This is a genomic window from Photobacterium sp. Alg240-V54 (assembly GCF_900537155.1).
In the GTDB taxonomy this organism is placed as follows: domain Bacteria; phylum Pseudomonadota; class Gammaproteobacteria; order Enterobacterales; family Vibrionaceae; genus Photobacterium.
The window spans coordinates 139,687-161,040 of sequence record NZ_UNRL01000001.1; the positions used below are offsets into that span (position 1 = coordinate 139,687).

At 38.2% G+C, this 21,354-nt stretch carries 18 protein-coding genes; 9 read left to right on the forward strand and 9 right to left on the reverse strand.

Annotated elements, in window-relative coordinates:
* Positions 1-6 precede the first annotated feature (6 nt).
* The 4 genes from G6R09_RS00690 to G6R09_RS00705 all read left to right on the forward strand — a co-directional run bounded on the left by G6R09_RS00690 (position 7) and on the right by G6R09_RS00705 (position 3,871).
* Positions 7-822: a transporter substrate-binding domain-containing protein gene (locus G6R09_RS00690; RefSeq protein WP_065167638.1), complete on the forward strand. Its 816-nt coding sequence runs from the start codon at positions 7-9 to the stop codon at positions 820-822.
* Between the two features lie 2 nt (positions 823-824).
* On the forward strand, positions 825-1,763 hold the full coding sequence (locus G6R09_RS00695; RefSeq protein WP_163920022.1) for an amino acid ABC transporter permease: 939 nt from the start codon (positions 825-827) through the stop codon (positions 1,761-1,763).
* A gap of 394 nt (positions 1,764-2,157) precedes the next feature.
* The gene (locus G6R09_RS00700; protein WP_163920024.1) at positions 2,158-2,994 is read left to right on the forward strand and encodes a hypothetical protein; all 837 of its coding nucleotides are present in this window, start codon (positions 2,158-2,160) and stop codon (positions 2,992-2,994) included.
* Between the two features lie 64 nt (positions 2,995-3,058).
* The gene (locus G6R09_RS00705) at positions 3,059-3,871 is read left to right on the forward strand and encodes a DUF2797 domain-containing protein (protein WP_065167641.1); all 813 of its coding nucleotides are present in this window, start codon (positions 3,059-3,061) and stop codon (positions 3,869-3,871) included.
* Positions 3,872-3,957: 86 nt separating this feature from the next.
* Here G6R09_RS00705 and G6R09_RS00710 read toward each other — a convergent pair whose 3' ends face one another.
* On the reverse strand, positions 3,958-4,656 hold the full coding sequence (locus G6R09_RS00710) for a RimK/LysX family protein (RefSeq protein WP_065167642.1): 699 nt from the start codon (positions 4,654-4,656) through the stop codon (positions 3,958-3,960).
* A gap of 96 nt (positions 4,657-4,752) precedes the next feature.
* Positions 4,753-5,643, reverse strand: coding sequence for a phosphotransferase (locus G6R09_RS00715; RefSeq protein WP_065167643.1), 891 nt, complete (start codon positions 5,641-5,643; stop codon positions 4,753-4,755).
* A 598-nt stretch (positions 5,644-6,241) separates the two neighbouring features.
* On the opposite strand from G6R09_RS00715, the gene G6R09_RS00720 reads away from it, so the two are divergent.
* The 3 genes from G6R09_RS00720 to G6R09_RS00730 all read left to right on the forward strand — a co-directional run bounded on the left by G6R09_RS00720 (position 6,242) and on the right by G6R09_RS00730 (position 11,431).
* Complete coding sequence (locus G6R09_RS00720) at positions 6,242-7,888, forward strand: ABC-ATPase domain-containing protein (RefSeq protein WP_065167693.1); 1,647 nt, start codon at positions 6,242-6,244, stop codon at positions 7,886-7,888.
* Positions 7,889-8,082: 194 nt separating this feature from the next.
* Positions 8,083-9,381 carry a DEAD/DEAH box helicase gene (locus tag G6R09_RS00725; protein ID WP_163920026.1) on the forward strand — a complete coding sequence of 433 codons (1,299 nt, stop codon included), beginning with the start codon at positions 8,083-8,085 and terminating at the stop codon, positions 9,379-9,381.
* Positions 9,382-9,751: 370 nt separating this feature from the next.
* Positions 9,752-11,431, forward strand: coding sequence for an ABC transporter substrate-binding protein (locus G6R09_RS00730; protein WP_065176590.1), 1,680 nt, complete (start codon positions 9,752-9,754; stop codon positions 11,429-11,431).
* A 103-nt stretch (positions 11,432-11,534) separates the two neighbouring features.
* Here the strand turns inward: G6R09_RS00730 and G6R09_RS00735 are convergent, their stop codons facing one another.
* Together G6R09_RS00735 and G6R09_RS00740 are read right to left on the reverse strand one after the other, a co-directional pair.
* On the reverse strand, positions 11,535-12,554 hold the full coding sequence (locus G6R09_RS00735; RefSeq protein WP_240345677.1) for an HAD family phosphatase: 1,020 nt from the start codon (positions 12,552-12,554) through the stop codon (positions 11,535-11,537).
* A 79-nt stretch (positions 12,555-12,633) separates the two neighbouring features.
* Positions 12,634-14,484 carry a beta-ketoacyl synthase gene (locus G6R09_RS00740; RefSeq protein WP_163920028.1) on the reverse strand — a complete coding sequence of 617 codons (1,851 nt, stop codon included), beginning with the start codon at positions 14,482-14,484 and terminating at the stop codon, positions 12,634-12,636.
* A gap of 164 nt (positions 14,485-14,648) precedes the next feature.
* Between G6R09_RS00740 and G6R09_RS00745 the strand changes: the two genes are divergently transcribed.
* Positions 14,649-15,629, forward strand: coding sequence for a GlxA family transcriptional regulator (locus tag G6R09_RS00745; RefSeq protein ID WP_065167648.1), 981 nt, complete (start codon positions 14,649-14,651; stop codon positions 15,627-15,629).
* Positions 15,630-15,707: 78 nt separating this feature from the next.
* On the opposite strand, the gene G6R09_RS00750 is transcribed toward G6R09_RS00745, so the two are convergent.
* A complete protein-coding gene (locus G6R09_RS00750) occupies positions 15,708-15,989 on the reverse strand; it encodes a hypothetical protein (RefSeq protein WP_163920030.1) in 282 nt (93 codons plus the stop codon).
* A 256-nt stretch (positions 15,990-16,245) separates the two neighbouring features.
* Positions 16,246-16,860, reverse strand: coding sequence for a histidine phosphatase family protein (locus tag G6R09_RS00755; RefSeq protein WP_065167650.1), 615 nt, complete (start codon positions 16,858-16,860; stop codon positions 16,246-16,248).
* Between the two features lie 435 nt (positions 16,861-17,295).
* Between G6R09_RS00755 and G6R09_RS00760 the strand changes: the two genes are divergently transcribed.
* Complete coding sequence (locus tag G6R09_RS00760) at positions 17,296-19,182, forward strand: FAD-dependent oxidoreductase (protein WP_163920032.1); 1,887 nt, start codon at positions 17,296-17,298, stop codon at positions 19,180-19,182.
* 112 nt (positions 19,183-19,294) lie between these two features.
* Here G6R09_RS00760 and G6R09_RS00765 read toward each other — a convergent pair whose 3' ends face one another.
* The 3 genes from G6R09_RS00765 to G6R09_RS00775 all read right to left on the reverse strand — a co-directional run bounded on the left by G6R09_RS00765 (position 19,295) and on the right by G6R09_RS00775 (position 21,222).
* Positions 19,295-19,585 (reverse strand): putative quinol monooxygenase, encoded by a 291-nt coding sequence (locus G6R09_RS00765; protein ID WP_065167652.1) that lies wholly within the window; start codon positions 19,583-19,585, stop codon positions 19,295-19,297.
* A 3-nt stretch (positions 19,586-19,588) separates the two neighbouring features.
* Positions 19,589-20,242 carry an oxygen-insensitive NAD(P)H nitroreductase gene (nfsB, locus tag G6R09_RS00770; RefSeq protein ID WP_065167653.1) on the reverse strand — a complete coding sequence of 218 codons (654 nt, stop codon included), beginning with the start codon at positions 20,240-20,242 and terminating at the stop codon, positions 19,589-19,591.
* A gap of 134 nt (positions 20,243-20,376) precedes the next feature.
* On the reverse strand, positions 20,377-21,222 hold the full coding sequence (locus G6R09_RS00775; protein WP_065167654.1) for a patatin family protein: 846 nt from the start codon (positions 21,220-21,222) through the stop codon (positions 20,377-20,379).
* Positions 21,223-21,354: the final 132 nt, after the last annotated feature.

A 21,354-nucleotide genomic window follows, 5' to 3' on the forward strand; every position in this document is an offset into this window, starting at 1 on the left:
AAAGCTATGAAACGCTTCATTGCGGTATTAGTTACCGTTTTTACTTGCTTATTAGGGGCTAACAACGCCTTTGCGTCAGACAATACAAATGCTTTACAGCAAATAAAAGAAAGCGGCACACTACGCGTCGGTTTATCTACTTTTGTTCCTTGGGCTATGCGCGATAAGCAAGGTGATTTGATTGGCTTTGAAGTTGATGTTGCAAAACGTTTAGCTGCTGATGCGGGTTTGAAAATTGAATTCGTACCCACCGCGTGGGATGGTATTATTCCAGCGCTATTAGCAGGTAAGTTTGATGTTATTATTGGCGGCTTAACGATTACACCAGAGCGAAATATGAGTGTTCTTTTCACTCACCCATATTCATACTCTGCAGTACAAATGGTTGCAAACAAAAAGCTTGCATCAAAAATGACCACTATTGCTGACTATAATAAACGTAGCGTAACCATTGCTGTTCGTAGTGGTGCCTACCCTGTTCAAACAGCACGTAAATTATTTCCAAAAGCAAAATTACGTCAGTTTGATGATGAAACTCAAGCTTTCCAAGAAGTATTAAATGGTAATGCTCAAGCTGCACTAGCATCAACACCGACGCCTGAGCAAATGATGCTTAAAAACCCAGATAGCTTATTTATGCCATTTAAGAAACCATTAACACGTTACGCAACAGGTTTTGCGATTCGTCAGGGTGACTTTAACTTACTTAACTTCCTCAATAACTGGATTCAAGTGCGCACTGAAGACGGTTGGTTAAATAGTCGTTACCAGTACTGGTTTAAAACCATGAAATGGCAAGATCAGGTTAACGAGACTAAATAATAATGACTGTAACTAAAACGTCATGTAACAACGTACCGCAGGCGGGTTCTCCCCCGCCTGCGGGCCGTCACTTTAAGTTTAAGCTAAATAAACTCGATGTTATTTTACTCATCATTATTGGCTGTTTTATTGGATGGTTAGCCTACCGCTCATCGGTGGGTATCCACTATAACTGGCACTGGCATCGAGCACTTGAGCTGGTATTTACGTGTAGTCACGATGGCGGTATCCCTTACTTTATTCAAGGGATTATTAGTACAATTCGAGTCAGTATATGGGGAATGATTTTTGCAGCCACAGTAGGCTTATTACTTGCGCTTGCACATCGTTCATCATTTAAGATAATCAACTTGATTGCGAGTAGTTACATTCAAGTTGTACGTAATATACCCCCGCTTGTTTTTGTATTTATTTTTTACTTTTTCATTTCAAATCAACTCATTCCACTGCTTGGATTGAGTAATTTATTCCGCCACTACAACGGTCAAGAAAATGTATTACAAATAATATTATTTGGGCACAGTAACTTATGGGAAAACTTGTTCTCAGGTGTTTTATGTGTTGGGCTAATTGCGGCAGCTTATATTGCTGAAATTATTCGCTCTGGTATTGATACAATTAGTAAAGGACAATGGGAAGCTGCTGATTCATTAGGGTTATCTACATACAGTCGATTTCGATTTGTAATATTCCCGCAGGCATTTTCTGCTATCGTTCCCACGCTGGCTGGACAGTTTATTTCCATAGTCAAAGACTCGTCAATTATCTCATTGATTTCTATACAGGAAATGACTTTTACTGGTTCTGAAATAGCTAATTCTTCTGGGTATATTTTTGAAATATGGCTCATTGTTGGTGCTGTTTATTTTATATTATGCTTTAGCTTATCGCTATTATTCAGAAAACTAGAAAAGCACAGTTCACGTCATCTACAACGTTAATAACGACTTAGGCATCCCTAAATATTGATTATTTGGGGGTGCTTCTTTTCTATTTGCAGTATTAGCATTAAATATATTCACTTATACTGATTATATATTTTTTCTTACTGACTAAATCTATATATTTAGTCATCCACCCTAGTATAAAAACCCTCATATTATATCACCTGTATTAATAAATTTATTAAAGTATAGTATTAATTCTGATGTTTGATATAAAGATGACGCTTTTTATATAAATAAAAGATCGAGACAAATAATACGATGTAACACACACTGTATGCATAAAGATTTATAATTGTAAATATTCATTATTTGTGATTAATATATATCATATATAGTATGAGTAATTTTGAATGATTAGTTGTTGTTTTAATAATGGGTAGGAATCATCATGAATAGAATCCAACGGTTTTTTATTTCATTATTTTTATCGATAAGTATCATTATTACAGAGGCGATTATACTTAGTCATATGTCAACAGGAGCTGGGATTATCATAGGATACCCCCTTTCATGTGCATTGTCTGTTATCGTATTTATCATAAGCTATAATTGGATACTTAAAACCATTAGATCCACATTACAAAAATTCTCTATTATCGTTACTATTTTTGTCTTCCAATTTTGTGTACTTTTTTTCTTTCAACCAATGGAAGTAAAAACACCTTATCGTCTAACAGCAGATGTTATAAAGGTACTTTCAAAATACAATAGTTTATCCATCGAAGACTTATTCTCAGGATCAAGTGAACAAAAAATGGTGGTAAGTTACAAATTCCAACATTTTTTACCTGGATATCTGGTTTTTTTTTATACTAAAGAAAACAACTGTCATAAAAAAGCAAACTATAACATTGCTAATATTTATATTCACAATGATAATTACTACTTTAGTGATAAACATATAAAAATAAACAAAAAAAATAACACTCTGATTATTAAAGATAATATAGTGGTAAACCTAACATTATTATCTGATTTCCCTATTAATAACAAACCGCTTGCCCTTGAGAGCATAAAACAAAGTTCCAACTGCTCTGATCACAATCCCATATTATTTGTAACTAAATTCAAGTTATATAATTCTAAAAAATATGCTCAATTAGATATGCGTAGCTTTATTTCAAAAAAAATATTAAGCATTTTTTTCTCTCCTCAAGAAAAAACACAGCCACTTCAATTAAAAGTAATATCAAAAGCAAAGTTAGTTAATACTGTAAATTATTAAGATATCTAGGGGTTAATACCAATTCCTGATACACTCATAAAAAAAATAAACTGTGAGCAAGAGCATGCAAGGAACACTCAGCAAAATGAAATCATCGCTTGGAGAGGTTGTCGATTACTACCTTCCGATTGGCGATCAACAACTTCACCTAAACCCTTTCATTGGTAAACAATTAACCCTTACTCATACTGGCAATATATTCTGCTGTTCATGCGGCAAGAAAACCAAAAAGAGTTATTCACAAGGCCATTGCTTTCCGTGTATGAAAAAACTGGCAAGCTGCGATATGTGTATCATGAAGCCAGAAACTTGCCATTATGCAAAAGGAACCTGCCGTGAACCACAATGGGGGGAAGATAACTGCATGGTGCCTCACTATGTGTATCTTTCTAATACCTCTGCACTAAAAGTCGGTATTACTCGTCATACTCAGCTTCCTACTCGCTGGATAGATCAAGGTGCCACACAAGCACTGGCAGTATTAAAAGTAAAAACACGCCAAATTTCAGGTTTAGTGGAAGTTGCTATTGCTGAAATGGTGGCAGACAAAACCAATTGGCGCACCATGCTAAAAGGCAACAATAGCGATATCGATTTACACCAACAAGCACAATTACTATTGCCTGAAGTAAAACAAAAACTAGCCGAGATCACCGCAGAGTTTGGTGAAGATGCTATCGAATATTTGAATAATGATATTGTTGATATTCATTATCCTGTTGATCATTTCCCAACCAAAATAGCGTCTCACAATTTTGATAAGGAGCCGGTTGTTAGCGGTATTCTTGAGGGAATAAAAGGCCAGTATTTATTATTTGATACAGGTGTGATTAATATTCGTAAATTTAGTAGTTACGAAGTTATTGTTACTGAATAACTATAAGCAGCAGATAGCTCAAAACGGCATTGTTCTTAAGTAAGAATAATGCCGTTTCTTATGCGTTATGGTGGGATAAATAAACCTTATTTCGCTTTAGGCTGTACATATTTGCGTTGGCTATTTTGGATGGCAATATCACGCATAAAGTTTTCGCCTAATACTACCCCATTACCACCATCTATTAATTGGTATTCAACTTGATCATTTCGATCACCCAGCTTGGTGCGTAATAAAACAATAGGTAGACGGATGTTATTGTCAACTTTTGACCAAGCTTCTACAGGATATTTGTATTCTTTGCCTTGGAACACAAATTTAACCCAATTATCGCCGTTACGTTCAAACTCAACCAGATTTTTCACACCGACGCGAGATGTAGAAGATTTGGGATCAACATAAGCAGAAATATGTTTAGTGCCTGACAACATCAACACCCACTCATGATGGCCTAACACTAACATACCATCTTTGGTTTTAGAGCTGGCTTTATGATTTACTGTGGTTAACTTCTTTGATGCCGTTGAAGCGGTAATTTTATCGGTTGTCACTTCAGTTGCAGCTAAGACCTGTTTTTTAGCTCTATGGGCTTTTTTTTCGGCCGCAATAGTTTGAGCTTTTGAGGCTGCTTGCATTTCAGTTGCCGTAACCATCGAAGCAAACACCAAAGGTTTTACTGTTGGCGACGTTGTTGAAACTGTTGGTTGTAGTTGGTCTTTTAGTGAGGGCTGTTGAGCACAACCAAAAAGCGACAAGGCCAATAAACCTACTGCAGTTTTCTTCATAAATACTCTCTTCTATTACATTTATACAGGCCGTAATTAACCATAATACGTGGTTTAACGTTATGCCAAATAAATCATCTGCCATCAACGTCCTTTCTAATGTGCTGCCGCTTCATATAATGAAAACTTATTGGTTAACCATTGTTCATTATACCACCCCATATTACGGCTATGTTTAGCATCATCCCATAGACTGAAAAAATGGCGTCGCTCTTCAAAACCATCATCTAAGCAACTTTTTTCAAGATAACGCTCTGCAATATGTAAATCACTACGGACATCAAACAGATGAATAACATCTAGTTCTCGATGTTTAAAGCCACTATCGCAAGGATCTAACAAACCAGCGACTTTAAAAGTCGTAGGATCAAACAACACATTAGCAATATGACAATCATCATGAACAAATGATGATGACTCATGAGCAATCGGAGCTAATACTTTGGTTCTATCTTCCCAAAGAGCGGTAAATTTATCTTTTAGAGCACCACTAAAGGGAGAGCCCATACTCATCAAATAGTGATATACGCTTCCCATCCAATCATCAAATGCTGAACCCAAGTTTTGACTAAAATCGCCATTTGATAGTTCAAAACCTTGTGGATGCTGATGCTCATGAAGTGCTAGTAGAATATCAGTATAATCTTCTCTAAATGTCATCACCGCTTTAGAATCTTCAGGTAATTGATGCGCAGAAACCCCTTCTAACCAATCTAAAACGATATAGTCATAGCCACCTTCTCTGCCAAATAAATAAATCTCAGGCACAGGGCATGACACAATTTTACGTAACTGCTCTAAACTCGCGACTTCTTTTCCGATGCGACCGACTTCACGTGAAAATTTAACCACAATTTTCGACTTCCCTGAGGCCAGAAAAACGACCCAACCATAAAAGGTTTCCTGAATATCACACACGTCAGCTTTGCGACGAAACATTGCCATAAACGCATTTTCAGCAATGGCTTTTAGCTGAGGTTTATTCATTTTTAAGTACCTTGATAATCATGGTCACACAATACAGATGATTTATACCTTTATGGAATAAATCATTGGTTTTATGTGACTTTTCGTTGTTTTATGTTTTAAGAATGCATCATAACAGCAAAGATAACCAGTATTGAGGGATAGAAAAGATGAAAATATCTTACTTTTAGTTACAATTTCATTTTTAGTGATAATAATCACTTTTTTTTGATGATAATTTAGAGTTCTAAACTATGTAATTTCATCATATAAAAATAACTAATTTATAACGTGCAAAATCCAGCAAAAAAATATATAGATACGAGGTATACATATACCACAAGAGTATGTGGGTAATGCAAATTGTCTTTGACCGTTAATACATCATAAAAAACACTTCGTTTTGTAACGATATAATCGAATTATGTTTTTTTGTTCGATATAAAATGACTTTACATTTGCATCATTACAGTTATTGAAATACGCCTACTTTTTTAGCTGTTTTTTGTGAGCTAGCTAAAGTTTTCATGCCAAAAGCCAGTGTTTAGTGTAATATCCAGCGACCAGAGCCGACCTCATTATGCGCTCTGCATTCAATAACGAACGATATCGGGGCGATATGCAATTACTCGAAGCCAAACTCCATAAAATTGACCGTCATAACTACCGCAGCTATTCAAGTATGCGCGGTGAATATCACTTTGTTGATTTCGACTTTTTTATCGATACCGTTCAGTCGGATCCCTTTGCGCCAGCTTCTCGCGTTCGTGCTCGTCGCGCATGGTCACTCACTGACCTTGAATGGCTACGTGGAAAATCGACTGATTATCAGCGTGCAGCTCGTGATTTTATTGCACGCTTCTTTGCTGATTTATCTCAGCAAGACAATGCTGTCTTAATTGACATGCCAGGACAAACAATTCTAGATCGTACCTCTGTCGTATTTGACGATGAAGGTATTGAATTACGCTTCCGCATTAATCTGCCATCAGATGGCCGGACTATTATTGCGAAAAAAACGCTAAACCTACTGACATTCTATTTACCAAAAATGATTCGTCGTGCCACTATTGCACGTGAATTACCTATGGATGAGTTACAACGTCACTGTGAAGCGGTTGAAGATCAAGTTGCGCTACGTAGCCAACTAAAACAGCATAAATTATTAGCCTTTGTTGCTGATGGCAGCTTACTACCTCGTATTGCAGGTAACAGTGATTTACCGCTACCGGATGCTATTCCATTCCTAAGCCCTGATAACCTCGCTGTGGAATTAGAAGCACCACACAAAGGTAAGATTCGCGGTATGGGTATTCCTGAAGGTATTACGCTTATCGTTGGTGGTGGTTTCCACGGTAAATCAACATTATTAAGTGCTATTGAACGTTCTATCTATGATCATGTTCCTGGCGATGGCCGTGAATATGTAGTAACCAATGATGCTGCAGCAAAAATTCGTGCTGAAGATGGCCGTTGTGTTCACAATGTTGATCTATCGCCTTACATCAGCAATTTACCTATGGGTAAAGATACGACTGCGTTTAGTAGTCAAAATGCGTCAGGTTCAACCTCACAAGCATCATGGCTGCAAGAGTCGATTGAAGCGGGTGCTGAAGCGTTATTGATTGATGAAGATACCTCTGCGTCTAACTTCATGATCCGTGATGAGCGTATGCAAGCATTGATCTGTAAAGAAGATGAGCCAATTACACCATTAGTTGACCGTATCGCACTACTGCGCGATCAGCACAACATTTCAGTAATGCTAGTAATGGGAGGTTCTGGTGACTATCTTGATGTCGCAGATACTGTTATTCAAATGCACAACTATGATGCTATTGACGTAACAGAAAAAGCTCGTGCCGTTGTTGCTTCTCATCCCACTCGTCGTAAGCAAGAAGGAACAGAAGTTATTGTTCATCCTCGCACACGACAAATAAACCGTAGTGCCTTGCAATCGATGTTAGAAGAAGGCAAGTTCCGTATTCAAGTAAAAGACAAAACATCACTGCGTTTTGGTCGTGAATACATTGATCTACAAGCACTAGAGCAAATTGCTCATTCAAGCCAACTATTGGCTATTGGTTACTTGTGGTTCCAACTAGCACAAACTAAAGGTTGGGAAAAAAATCCTAGCCGTGCGTTTGCTAATATGTTGCACGATAACTGGGCAGATATGATGCCTAAATACGGTGAAATGGCTAAGCCTCGCGTTATCGAGGTAATGGCAGTTTTAAACCGAATGCGTAAAGCTGAATTTAAGTAAGCCTTAGGCCGAACTCGGTTATTCTTTAAACCCCGCTCAATGCGGGGTTTATGTTAACTCAGGATACAGTAGCGCAATAAGCTACAATCAACTATAATATGCGGTCATTTTATTCGCAGATTGCATTCATAAGCTGAAAATAATCATTAGTTTATGAATGTAATCGGCATAGGCCGACAGTTTAGGAACACAGCATGTCATTTTTATCTCAAGGTTTTTCTCAAGATCTCGTTAAAGCATTAACTGAGATGGGTTATGAGAAATTAACCCCAATTCAGCAAAAAGCCATTCCTCAAGCACGACGTGGTGCTGATATTTTAGCTTTAGCGCAAACAGGTACCGGTAAAACAGCGGCCTTCGCATTACCTATTATTCAAAAATTGTTGGATAAACCAGCAACCAAAACCCGTTTTAACGTTCGCGCATTAATTCTTGCACCAACGCGTGAATTGGCTGAACAAATCTCAGTAAATATTAACGATTACGCAAAATATACTGACATTAATTGTGCCGCTATCTTTGGTGGTAAGAAAATGTCATCGCAAGAAAAACGCCTAGAACAAGGTGTTGATATTCTTGTGGCAACACCGGGTCGTTTAATTGAGCACATGGAACAAAATAACGTTTCATTAGCTAACCTAGAATTTTTAGTATTTGACGAAGCTGACCGTATGCTTGATATGGGCTTTATCGGTGCGATTCGCGTTATTCTAGAAGATATTCGTACTAAGCCGCAAACAATGCTGTTCTCTGCAACGTCTTCAGCACAAATGAACGCATTAGCGGCGGATATTCTACGTAAGCCACAACGCATTACTGTGACACCAGAAAACAGCACGGCATCAACAGTTGCACACGTTGTTTACCCTGTTGATGAAGATCGCAAACGTGAAATGCTATCTGAATTGATTGGTAAGAAAAACTGGCCACAAGTATTAGTTTTTGTGAATTACAAAGAAACGGCAAACCAACTAGTTAAAGAACTAAAACTGGATGGTATCAAAGCAGTTCTTTGCCATGGTGATAAAGCACAAAGTGCACGTCGCCGTGCGTTAGAAGAATTTAAAGAAGGTAAAGCTCGCGTGATGGTCGCAACAGAAGTTGCTGCACGTGGTCTAGACATTCAGAACTTACCGTATGTTGTAAACTATGACATGCCTTTCCTTGCTGAAGACTATGTACACCGTATTGGACGTACTGGTCGTGCAGGACAAAAAGGTAATGCGATTTCATTTGTTAGCCGTGAAGAAGAACTCACCTTAGTTCAAATCGAGCGTTTGATTAATCAACGTATTCACCGTGTGCAATTAGAAGGTTACGAGCCAAAGAGCCGTGAAGCATTAGTTGAACGTATGAACTCCAAAGCGGCTTACCGCGATCGTGCAGGTCGTCAAAATAATCCGACTCAAGATCAATCTGCTGCTGAGCGTCGTGCTCGTTTGCGTAAAGCAATTAGCAGCAAAGCAACTAAGATCACTCGTTTGAAGAAGTAATTTTCAAATCTGAATCAATCATAAAGCTTCGATGGTTAATCACTATCGAAGCTTTTTTTGTGACAACACTCTGTAATTAATCGTTATTACATGCAACGTAATATTATTTATTATAATGGCTCATCATCTTGTTAAGCGCCACTTTATCTGTTTTATCACTCACCTAACCGCCATTATTATCTATAAAATATGATCTGTTTCATAAAATAAATCAACGGTGATGATCGAATAACACCACTTTTTTATCTTCCCCTTCTAAGCCTCTATCAAGAATGCATTTATGCTATTGATCAGTGTAAAAATACACCTTTTAATAACCTCACAAAATTATGTTATTGATTGATATTATTTAACTTTGTTTGAGGTATATATGCGACTATCGTTGACCTTTATTGCCCTGCTATCCACTATGTCTACCGCTGCTTTAGCGACTGAACAAACGGATGAAAAATCATACTTAACCATTATTCCCAATCACAACCCGCAGTTAATTCGAAATTTTAATCCGTTTATAAATTCTCGTTTACACACTGCTCGTGATTTTATTTATGAACCTTTGGTTATATTTAATGAACTTAAAGGCAATATTCCGGTATTTCGTCTCGCCAAAAATTATACCGTTAGTGATGATTTATTATCGTTAACATTTGATCTTCGTGATGACGTTAAATGGTCAGATGGTGAACAATTCACCGCCGATGACATTATCTATACCTTTGATATGATAAAACAAAACAGTGCATTAGATGACAGAGGGATTGCTAAACGTATCAGCAAAATAAAAAAAGATAATGATTACGCAATTACGTTTACCTTTAATGAAGTCAATACTAGCCTAGTTAATGATGTGGTCAGTATTCCTATTGTGCCACAACATATCTGGAGCAAAATAGATAAACCAGAAACCTTTACCAATCAACATCCTGTCGGTACAGGGCCATTTACAGAGATTGAACGCTTTACTCCGAGTCTCTTTACTCAATGCCGTAACCCTCATTATTGGGATAATGATAAGTTAAAAGTCGATTGCTTGCGTATTCCACAAAAGAACCATAATGATCAAGTATTGGCTGATTTAATCAACTCTGAAATTGATTGGGCTGGTTCATTCGTCCCTGATATTGATCGAGTGTTTGTTAAGGCATCTAAAAATCATGGCTATTGGTATCCACCAGCGGGCACACAGTCTTTTGTATTAAACTTTAATTCAGCAGATCCTGCCAAGAAAGAAGCCCTTGAAAATATTGACTTTAGACGTGCTTTTTCAATGAGTTTAAACCGTCAAGAAATCATTGATATTGCTATTTATGGCAATGGTAAAGTGAATGATTTTGCTTCAGGGCTTGGCTATGGTTTTGAGTCTTGGTCAAATAAACAAACCCATGAAAAATATAAACCTTATATGACTCATAACGTGAAAGAAGCCAAAGCATTACTGAAAAAAGCAGGTTTTATTGATAGAGATGGTGATGGGTTTGTAGAGACACCAACCGGTAAAAAACTGACATTAGAGATACAATCGCCTAATGGGTGGACCGATTTCAATAATATTGTGTTACTAGCATCCGAGCAAATAAATGCGATAGGTATTAAAACTCAAGCGCGTACACCTGATTTTTCTGTCTATAACCAAGCGATGATCACTGCTGATTATGACATTGCTTATACCAACTATTTCCACGGCGCTAGCCCGCATAAATACTGGGAATCTGCCTATCATTCTCGTTATCAAAAGAAAGATGGTATGCCACGTTTTGCAATGCACTTCTGGAAAAATGCAGAGCTAGATGGCTTACTTGATAGTTTTTACCAAACCAATAAACATGATCAGCAAATGACTATCGCACATAAAATTCAAGCATTGTTAGCTGAGAATATGGTGACGATACCTGTTTTATCTGGTCCTAACTTCTATCAATACAACACCAAACGCTTTACTGGATGGTGGAATGAAACTAACCCGAAAGGACGCCCTATGATATGGGAAGGAACGCCTGAGCGTGTATTACATGTGCTTGATCTTAAACCTGTAGCCACACCGAAAGCATAATGTTTCACTAACAAAAAGCCGAGTTAAGATTACGATCTTACTCGGCTTTTTTAGTTGTGCTTCAATTATGTACTGAAGCGAGATAACAGCGTTATATAACTCACTATAATGAACGACGCTCCGCTTTTGTCGGAAAGATTCGGCACCAATCTTTTTTCATATCAACCACTTGCCACTGATGCTGTTGTGCAGCTTGCATCAATGCTGGTGTGAATTTACCTTCAAAAGAATCAGCGCCATATTGCCACTCACGTTCAGCATCAGTGTGATGGATCAACATCCCTAGGCTGGCGCCTTTTTGAGAGGTTGTCCATGATAGCATCGCTTTATCACCCGTTGAGTTACCCACCGCAAGGATAGGACGCTTACCAATAATGGTCGCAATATTGATCGCTTTTTGTGGGCCGTCATCAATGTAGACTAACTTATTATTTTTAATCAAAGTGCCATCTTTATAAGTGTAACCAAAGGCAGTACCAATCACGTTTTCAGCGGGAATGTGATAGATAGCTTCGCTCCACGGTTTAACAAAAGCACCACCAGCACCCGTTACAATAAACACCTTAAATTGATGCGCATGGAGATAATCTATCAGCTCAATCATAGGTTGATAAACTAAGTCGGTATATGGGCGTTTAAAACGAGGCGACTGCGCTGTTGAGAGCCAATTTAAGACATCTTTATTGTATTGCTCAGGTGTTAACCCAGCTTGAGATGTTGCAAGAATAGGCAGTAAAGCGCCCCAACCTTTTGCAAAAATAGCGTTGGTGTTGTTATCGAGTACCCACTTATACGGTGTTTCTGTTTTCCACTCAGGATGTTGTGCACTTTCATGCTTAATCTGACTAAAGGCAAACAAAAACTGCGTATAAGTTGGCTTTTCAGGCCACAAGGTACCATCATTATCTAACACTGCAATACGTGCACTGGGCTTGACGTAATCAGGATTACCGATGGTTGTAACTTCGTTAACAAACTGCGTAATAGCACTACGACTCGTACTGCTATTCCACAATGGTAAAACATCACTATCATGAGTACATGTTGCACTATAAGCCGATGTTGATGCGGCAAATAACGTGGCGATACCCACCCATATTGCTACCCTTTTTTTTCTAGTCACAAAGCTAGATCCTTGTTATTCATTGTGGATAGTAATAAAAAGCAGGTCATCAATAACCTGCTTGTTGTTTTCTTTGATTCTAGTTGTAATCTGCGTAAGGGTTAACACTATCAAGCACAATAGCGTGTTCAAACTCAGACAATTTAATCGCATCAGGTGTAATCGTTACTGAATGCTCGTCCATCACCGCTTCACCAAACTGATAACGAATAGTTTCTTGTCCTTGGCATGCATTAATATCATTACTACTGGTAACAGCTTTAACAGCCTGATGGCGTACTTGATAAGCAGCCATTACATCATGACCGTATTTGGCGGTTAACATCGCAATAGTTTGTTGTGGTGATAGCACTAAACCCGAAGCATTATTACCACCAAAACCTTTCGCATTAAGAATAACGGCTTTGTAGTTTTGACCGCACTCACCCGCATAGGTGTGCTCCATTAAAATATTTAAATTAGAGCAATGTACATCATCAGCAATATGATCAATGGTATTAATCGCGGGTAACCAACCGTATTGCCATACACCAAGAGAAGCAACAAGTTGATCACCAGCAGCGACGCTCATTGAATGACCTACATACGATTTAATGGCAGCAACAGGCCAACTTTCAATGCCAAACGTTTTAGCAACTTCATTAAGAATATGGCTTTCTGTTACGCGGTTTTGTGGTGTTCCGGTACCATGTGCTTGGACAAATGTTTGCTTCATGCCCTCTTCACCAAGGATCGCCTTTGCCAATGCCGCCGCTTTTGCCACAGTGACATAGTTACCTACACCTGGCGCTGAAATTGACTTTTTATTGGCATCTGCATTAACAAACACATCAGCTACAGAACCATAAATATTAGCACCTAACTCAAGAGCTAATTCATCATCCATCAGCACCACAAATTGGGCAGACTCTGCCATTGTAAAACCAGCATTAGATGAGAATGGACGACAAGCTCGACGGTTATCAACACTATCTATACCATCAAGCGCTTTTAATTGTTCGTCTTCAGCTAGAGCGCCCATCACTCTAAAGCCTTCCATGATCTCAGGCTCTACCGGTGCTTCAGCATTACCGACAATCACAACTTTTGCTTTGCCATGCTGGATATCATGCATACCTTGGCGAAGGTTATAAAGGAACGTTGCACATGCCCCCATATTCGTACCTGTTGCGCCAATACTGTTGATCACATAGCCGTTAATAAAATCTGCTGGCATTTCGGCAAAGGATAGTGCCATCATCTTTGAACTAACACGCCCACCAGTAAGGTGTGCAGCAATCATACCTCCTAACGAATTATCATCAATTTGTGCTAACCCGCTACCAGCGTATACAGATACTTCATCAGGGCGAATATGACGTAACACTTCATCCCACTCAAAACCTAATGAATTAAGGGCATCTGAAGCGCCATATACCGTTAGCGACAAGCCTCGTGGGTGAAAGCGAGAATTGTATAATTTGCTTGGTTCAAAACCAGTAGGAATATTACCGCCACTTGAAACAGGAAAAGCAACGCGGCCTTCAACTAATGCGTCAAGGTTACCCGTTACGGTGATCACTGCTTTTGCACCTTGAATATCAACTTGCCAGTTCGACGGAATATGATTGGGTAATTTAGATTTACGTAATGTAAATGTGATCTGATCATCTGCTGAATTTAAATTCGCTTTATATTGATACAGCAAATTATCAGGATCGAAAGAATGAATACGGCGCACACAGGTGCCTGCTTTAATCGCGGTAATAATATCTTCGGTAATAGCGCCATCGTCACTCAATCCCATACGTCGAGCGAGATCTTGCCATGTTGATTGCATTGCATCATCAGAGAGCACATCAGCGATCATCAGCTTATAACTATGAAAACCTGAACTACGACCAGCGGCATTGATGCCACCTAAACCAACAATGAGCGGTAATTTTGCCATTTTAATATCCTGAGATCGATTTAATACACCGTTGAAATCAGAATATCAGTATTAACCTATGATTCACTCTACGTTTGTGCCAAAATTACTTGCATTCCAGCCAAACTAACCAAAATATTACACTAACGTATGTTTTGTAATCAATTATCACGGAAACAAAAATAATGCGGGTAGGTTTTATTCTTTTCCATCGAGCACTTATCACTGGAATCTCATTAAGTGCAGAGATGTTAACCAGCGCCGCAAGTCTGCGTGATCGTAAAACTCAGCAACAATCGCCGTTTGAAATTAAACTGATTGCTTCTAGTTTAGCATCCCCTACTTTAACCGCAGGCATTCGCATTCAACCCGATATTACCTTTGAAGATGAGACAAATTTTGACATCATTATTGTGCCTCCGATGTGGGGAAACCCGATATCTTCAATCGCAAAGCATCCTCAAATACCCGCATGGCTAATTAAGCAATACCATAATGGTGCGCAAATAATAGCCACAGGGACAGGTGTTACTTGGTTGGCTGAAACCGGCTTATTAAACCACCAAACAGCCACGACTCATTGGTACTTTTATGACAAATTCTCACAACGCTATCCACAAATAAAACTTAACCGCCAAGCTTCTATTACGTCGGCTAATGGCCTTTATTGTACTGAAAGTATTAACTCACAGACAGAAATGGTGCTGTTTTTAATTTCTAAATATTATGGCCAGAAAATCGCCAATACTATCGAAACTCATTATGGGCATGAAATTAGCAAATCGGGTCATCAACCTTTTTATGAAATTGGTGGCCAAGTACAATTTGATGAATCTATTGCTCAAGCACAAGATTGGATGCAGCGTTGTATGTCACAACCATTAACGACTCAGCAAATTGCTCAGCATTGTGGCCTACCTTTACGTAGTTTCAATCGTAAATTTAAAGACCAAGTCGGCCAAGCACCGCATCAATATTTGCAAAAGATACGAATGGAAACCGCTAAAGAGTTGTTGCGTGATTTTGGAATGTCATTGTCTGATGTATCAGAACAGGTGGGATATAAAGATCCGTATCATTTTTCAACACGGTTTCAAAAAGAGTTTAATATTAGCCCTTCTCAGTATCGTAATATGGTGAAGGCAAAAGCCTACAACGTGCAATAATCAACATTTCAAAAAACCAATAAAAACGCCTAGCAATAAGGCTAAGCGTTTTTATTATGATAGGTATGTCGGTGTCGATTAAAATTTTCGAATTGTTACATCTTCGCATTCGCCATCAATCACATTTGATGTCGTTTGACGTTGTTGACGAAACACACTATTCATTGTTTCATCTTGGCCAGCAAAACCTTCTGTAAAGTTCTTTTCTTCGTATTGCATACCTTCGGCAGCAAGTTTACGTTTAATAAATGGTTTCGCAATCATCGCTGCAATACCAAGAAATAGTGCCATAATAGCAGCAAAAGAAACTGCAAATAAGCCGATTACAACAGCAAAAAAACCAGTAAGTAAATTTCTCATGGACACGCCTCTCTAAAATCATATCAATCAGGCCGTTAAGTTATCTTAACATTTATCATCTACCTGATATGTCTGCTTATGCGAACATTAATTCAATACTTTTATTATCGTTCTAAATAGTAGCGCCTTGTAAATGAACCAACCATGAACACAAGTATAAATTTGTCACTTAAAGTAAGTTTTATTACACTTTATCGTAAAAGGAAAGATAAATCGTTAAAGATAAAAAGGATACTTGGCTTGCTGTGATAATGATTTAAACCGTCAGAGTCATGGCACTGTGAATATCACATTGAATACGACTAATTTTATCATTTGCTAATAAAAAATAAGCATCTTGCGGTAAATCTTGAGAGAACACCTCATCATAGGTCATGCCAACATACACGCCACGAAAAACAGCCCCGGTTAAACCATGTGAAATCACAATCGCATTATCTGAAACTGAGATATCGGCTAAAAAGTCTTCAATGCGATCTTTAACGCCATAATATGATTCAGCGTTTGGTGCCATTAAATACCAATCTTTCTGCTCACAAAGTCGTGGCTGCTTGATTTTAAGATCTGGAATATAAGCTTGTTCCCAATCCCCCAAACAAAACTCTTGTAAACGCGCATCTTGCACAATATCACTTGGGTCAATACCTATTTGTTGTGCAACAATTTCGGCAGTTTGAACTGCACGGCCTAATGGACTGGCATAAATAGTCCATTGTCTTTTATTGGCTAATTTATTTTTTAGTGATAGACCAATCGCTAATGCTTGCTGCTGTCCTAAATCTGTTAACTTAGAATTACAATGTCCTTGTAAACGCTGTTGTGCATTAAAGACTGTTTGGCCATGACGTAATAAAAAAATACTTTTTGACATTGCGTTCCCCCTTAAAATGGACATTAGATTATACCATCTGAGCATTACCAACAATAACTAAGCCAAAAACAAACGTGAATAAATAATAATTATTCTTATTAGTCTCGCTCAACATCCTGCTGTAAATAACGATTAAACTGGTGTAACGCAAACGCTTACCTTATTTAATCTAATGATTTTAAAAGAAATAAATCAAAAAATGCCACAATCAAGGCCTCTTTATCCCTATAAGGTATCATGCTATTATGCCGTCCCTATTTGTACTACGAATATAAAATAGACAGTTTACTCTCTGCTTTTTATAAACAATTCGTATCTTTGGCTTATACGGATATAGCCTTTTAGGTAATTCATACAATAATTAAAAATCACTGGGGCACACCACGTTATTAAAACAACTTTGCTCTCAGTCGATGACAAGAATAGAGACTCTTAATGGTAAATATCATTATTGACGGTAAAACGTTTAAGGTAAATAAAAGTCAAACCTTACTCAAAGCTGCACAACAATGTGGCATTACAATCCCATCACTCTGTGATCTCGATGGTTTTGATCATAATTGTGATTTATGTGACGTGGAAATTGAGCACCGTGGAACAGTTAAATCATGTCGTGTCTACCCTACTGAAGGCATGAACGTAACCACCATCTCTTCTGCTTTGATCCAACAGCGTAAGCATGCGCTTGAGCATCTTTTATCTGCACCTAATATCAGTTGTAGCGTGCCACCTTGCCAAGTTGCTTGCCCAGCAGATGTAGATATTCAATCTTATCTGTATTTTATTGCCACTAATCAGCCGCAAAAAGCGATTGAAGTTATCAAGAAAACCTTACCAATGCCACTGTCTATTGGTCGAGTGTGTCCTGCTTTTTGTGAAGCCAAATGTCAGCGCAAATTAGTCGATGGTTCAATTGCAATTCGCCAAATTAAACGCTATGCCGCCGATATAGATTTAGCATCAATGCAGGCTTATACGCCAACGAAAAAAACAGCTAAACCACAGCGAATTGCTATTGTTGGTGCAGGCCCTGGTGGATTAAGTTGTGGCTATTTCCTGAGTAACGAAGGTTACACCGTCACTATTTTTGAATCAATGCCACAAGCTGGCGGTTGGTTACGTTATGGTATTCCAGAATACCGCTTACCTAAAGATGTGTTAGATCAAGAAATTGACATCATGTGTCGTAACGGTATGACAATCGAAACCAATAAAAAATTAGGGACTGATTTTAGCTTATCGTCACTAAAACAAGATTATGACGCAGTGTGTCTGGCTGTCGGTGCTTCACTTGCAAGTGAAATGCGCTATGAGGGTACAGACCTTGAAGGCCATTATCTTGGTGTCGACTTTTTAAAAGATCAAATATTGGATAAGCAATACACGATTGGTAAAAAAGTGGCCGTGATTGGTGGTGGTAATACAGCTATCGACTGTTCTCGAACAGCATTACGCTTAGGCGCAGACACGACCCTGATCTATCGTCGTACTCGTGATGAAATGCCCGCTGAATTATATGAAATTGAAGAAGCTGAACATGAAGGCGTTAAATTCTTATTTTTAACCAACCCTGTTGAAAATATTGCAGATGAAAATGGTCGCGTATGCCAAGTTAAATTAGAAACTATGGCACTGGGTGAACCTGACGCTTCTGGTCGTTGCTCACCTAAAGCAACAGGTGAATATATCTATGCTGAATTTGATACTGTGATTGCCGCTGTTTCACAAAAAACAGATACGCGCTTTTTAGATGATGATAACGTTGAGTTACCAATGAGTCGTTGGAACACGCTTGATACTGATGAGCAAACGATGTATTCAGGCGTCGACAAAATTTTTGGTATCGGTGATTTTCGTCGTGGACCAGCAACAGCCATTGAAGCCATTGCTGATGGTCGTAAAGCAGCACAAGCTATTGATGCTAATTTTAGTGGCGATATGGAGAAGCTTTACACTGAATCATTCCGTGAGCGTAATGTTAGCCGTGGACACTTAATTCGTCCAGATCATGTCAACAAGCTCAAAGATGTGATGCGTTCATTATTATCAACTAATAATGCCACTGATATTGAAACAGAACTAGAACATGCTTTAACACAAGTTATGCGCAATAAAATGGCAGAACTTAAGCTGCATGAACGCCATTTAAGTTTTAATGAAGTTGAAACAGGTTATAGCGATCAAGTTGCGATTAATGAAGCTAAACGCTGCCTTAGCTGTGGTTGCCATGATGGTAATAACTGTAAACTACGTCATTATGCGACCGATTATAAAGTTGACAAAAACCTAATAATTAGTGGCTTACGCCCAACTACAGCATAATCATTTCTAAAACAGCCTGAAGGCTCAATAAAAAAGCCACCGCCGATATTTGTTATTCAAACAAATACCATCAGTGGCTTTTATTTAGCGTATATCATGATATAACGCTAAATTACCCAACTAAATTCATTGGACGTAATTTCACATACTCAAATAATTTATATTCATCAGCGGCAGTTAAAAAGTTAAGAAAATGAGCACTTTCTAAATGCGCATCAAGATGTGCTTGTGACTGCCACATTTCTTGCATTACAAATAAACCTGCTTCATTTTGATCAGCAAACAATTTATAACTTTCACAGCCTGCTTCTAAATGTGTTGGCGCAATAAGTGACTCTAATAATGCTTGTGCTTTCTCAATACAATGAGCATTTGCTTTAATTTCTGCTAATAAATAAATCATCAGTTAACACTCCGTAAAAATTGTCTCATTCTGCCAACGTGATTTTGGCACCTCAGCATTAAAATCATCAGCACTATGATAACCGATAGGTACAACAACTAAGCTTGTAAAACCTTGCGCATTAAGATCAAATTCTTTATCTAAAGTCTCACGATCAAAACCTTCAAGAGGCACCGCATCAATTCCCATTGCAGCAACACCTAATAGCAATGAACCAATATTAAGATATACTTGTTTCTGCATCCAATGATCAGCGTCACCTAATGTTTTTCGATGAAAATCAACGAAGAAGTTACGTCCATCAACCATGCGTTGCTTGGATTGTTCATTTGAGAAACGACCATCTTGCTGTTCACACGCTAATAGATCATTTAAGTAATCATCATCTATCGTTGTTTTTGAGCAAAAAACTAATACATGTGACGCATTTAAGATTTTAGGTTTATTAAATACATACGGCCCTTCTGCAGCTGTCGCTATACGCTGTTTTGCATCATCTGTAGCGGCAACAATAATATGCCAAGGCTGTGAGTTTACACTAGAAGCACTTAATCGAATTAACGCTTTAATTTGTTGTAATTGATCATCTGTTAACTTACGAGAAGGATCAAAAGCTTTGGTTGAATAGCGCTTCTTCGCAGCATCTACAATCGTCATATTGTTTTCCTGTACCGTATAATCTTTAGTGCTATACCATACTCTTAGATGATAAAAAGGAAAACCTATACACTGTATCGATTTTCCAAAACTCATTTTTACTACCAGAAACTATTAATACAATATGGTACGTGTTACTTCATATCCTCTTCGATAGCCTTAAGTCCTGCTTGACGTCCTAGCTCATAACCTGCATTTAATTTATTAACATCACGTGTTAAGCGCTTAATCAAAAAATCTTTATTAGGAACAATGGCAGTAATGCGACAATCTGCTGGCGGGTTACGAATAAAATACAATGCCTTATTATAACGAGATTCTTTCGTCAGGAATTCTTGGCCGAATACTGGCGTGGTTTTAAAAAATTTACGGGTTAACCACGGCACTTGGTGGCTATGAACAAAATTAGCCTGCGCATGAGACAGTACGACGGTAATATCACGTGCCCCACGGCGATAGGCTTCAATAACGGGAATAGGATCAGCAATGCCGCCATCACTCATCGCAATACCATCAACTTTAGGAAAATTACGGTAAACAATCGGTAATGCACAAGTTGCGGTCATCAGACTTTGTAAATTATCACGTTTCACTTCAATATAATCAGCATCACCAGTGGCAATATTGGTTGTGGTAGCAAAAAGCGGGATCCCTTGGCTTTCATATTTATCAACTTCAAGTGGCAAGTTATTAATACTTTCAGACCATAGCCAATCAATATCAATAAGATTGCCCCCTTTTGCAAAGCGAACGTAGTTAATAAATGACTTACTGCGTGCATATTCCGTAATCACTTGATAATTACGTTTGTGGTTTTTACACAAGTAACCCATTAACACCATCGATCCTGCAGAAACACCGATCGTAAAATCAAAAGGGTTATAGTCTTTTTCAAGAAATGCATCAAGAACACCCGTAGCAAAAATACCACGCATTGCTCCACCCTCAACAACCAAAGCACGCTTAGGTGTATCATTCATAACGTTTATCCTTATAAGTTATAAACTTATTGAAATCTAATTTTACATGTCACTAGAGTATCAATATAAGCTGAATATTACTGTGCACAATAATAGAAAAAGCATACTTTTATTGCATATTTCACTTTAAAA

Bases quoted from the DNA above. Each gene is read 5' to 3' on its own strand.
- G6R09_RS00690 (WP_065167638.1), top strand. From the start codon at position 7: ATGAAACGCTTCATTGCGGTATTAGTTACCGTTTTTACTTGCTTATTA.
- G6R09_RS00695 (WP_163920022.1), top strand. From the start codon at position 825: ATGACTGTAACTAAAACGTCATGTAACAACGTACCGCAGGCGGGTTCT.
- G6R09_RS00700 (WP_163920024.1), top strand. From the start codon at position 2,158: ATGAATAGAATCCAACGGTTTTTTATTTCATTATTTTTATCGATAAGT.
- G6R09_RS00705 (WP_065167641.1), top strand. From the start codon at position 3,059: ATGCAAGGAACACTCAGCAAAATGAAATCATCGCTTGGAGAGGTTGTC.
- G6R09_RS00710 (WP_065167642.1), bottom strand. From the start codon at position 4,656: ATGAAGAAAACTGCAGTAGGTTTATTGGCCTTGTCGCTTTTTGGTTGT.
- G6R09_RS00715 (WP_065167643.1), bottom strand. From the start codon at position 5,643: ATGAATAAACCTCAGCTAAAAGCCATTGCTGAAAATGCGTTTATGGCA.
- G6R09_RS00720 (WP_065167693.1), top strand. From the start codon at position 6,242: ATGCAATTACTCGAAGCCAAACTCCATAAAATTGACCGTCATAACTAC.
- G6R09_RS00725 (WP_163920026.1), top strand. From the start codon at position 8,083: ATGTCATTTTTATCTCAAGGTTTTTCTCAAGATCTCGTTAAAGCATTA.
- G6R09_RS00730 (WP_065176590.1), top strand. From the start codon at position 9,752: ATGCGACTATCGTTGACCTTTATTGCCCTGCTATCCACTATGTCTACC.
- G6R09_RS00740 (WP_163920028.1), bottom strand. From the start codon at position 14,484: ATGGCAAAATTACCGCTCATTGTTGGTTTAGGTGGCATCAATGCCGCT.
- G6R09_RS00745 (WP_065167648.1), top strand. From the start codon at position 14,649: ATGCGGGTAGGTTTTATTCTTTTCCATCGAGCACTTATCACTGGAATC.
- G6R09_RS00750 (WP_163920030.1), bottom strand. From the start codon at position 15,989: ATGAGAAATTTACTTACTGGTTTTTTTGCTGTTGTAATCGGCTTATTT.
- G6R09_RS00755 (WP_065167650.1), bottom strand. From the start codon at position 16,860: ATGTCAAAAAGTATTTTTTTATTACGTCATGGCCAAACAGTCTTTAAT.
- G6R09_RS00760 (WP_163920032.1), top strand. From the start codon at position 17,296: ATGGTAAATATCATTATTGACGGTAAAACGTTTAAGGTAAATAAAAGT.
- G6R09_RS00765 (WP_065167652.1), bottom strand. From the start codon at position 19,585: ATGATTTATTTATTAGCAGAAATTAAAGCAAATGCTCATTGTATTGAG.
- nfsB (WP_065167653.1), bottom strand. From the start codon at position 20,242: ATGACGATTGTAGATGCTGCGAAGAAGCGCTATTCAACCAAAGCTTTT.
- G6R09_RS00775 (WP_065167654.1), bottom strand. From the start codon at position 21,222: ATGAATGATACACCTAAGCGTGCTTTGGTTGTTGAGGGTGGAGCAATG.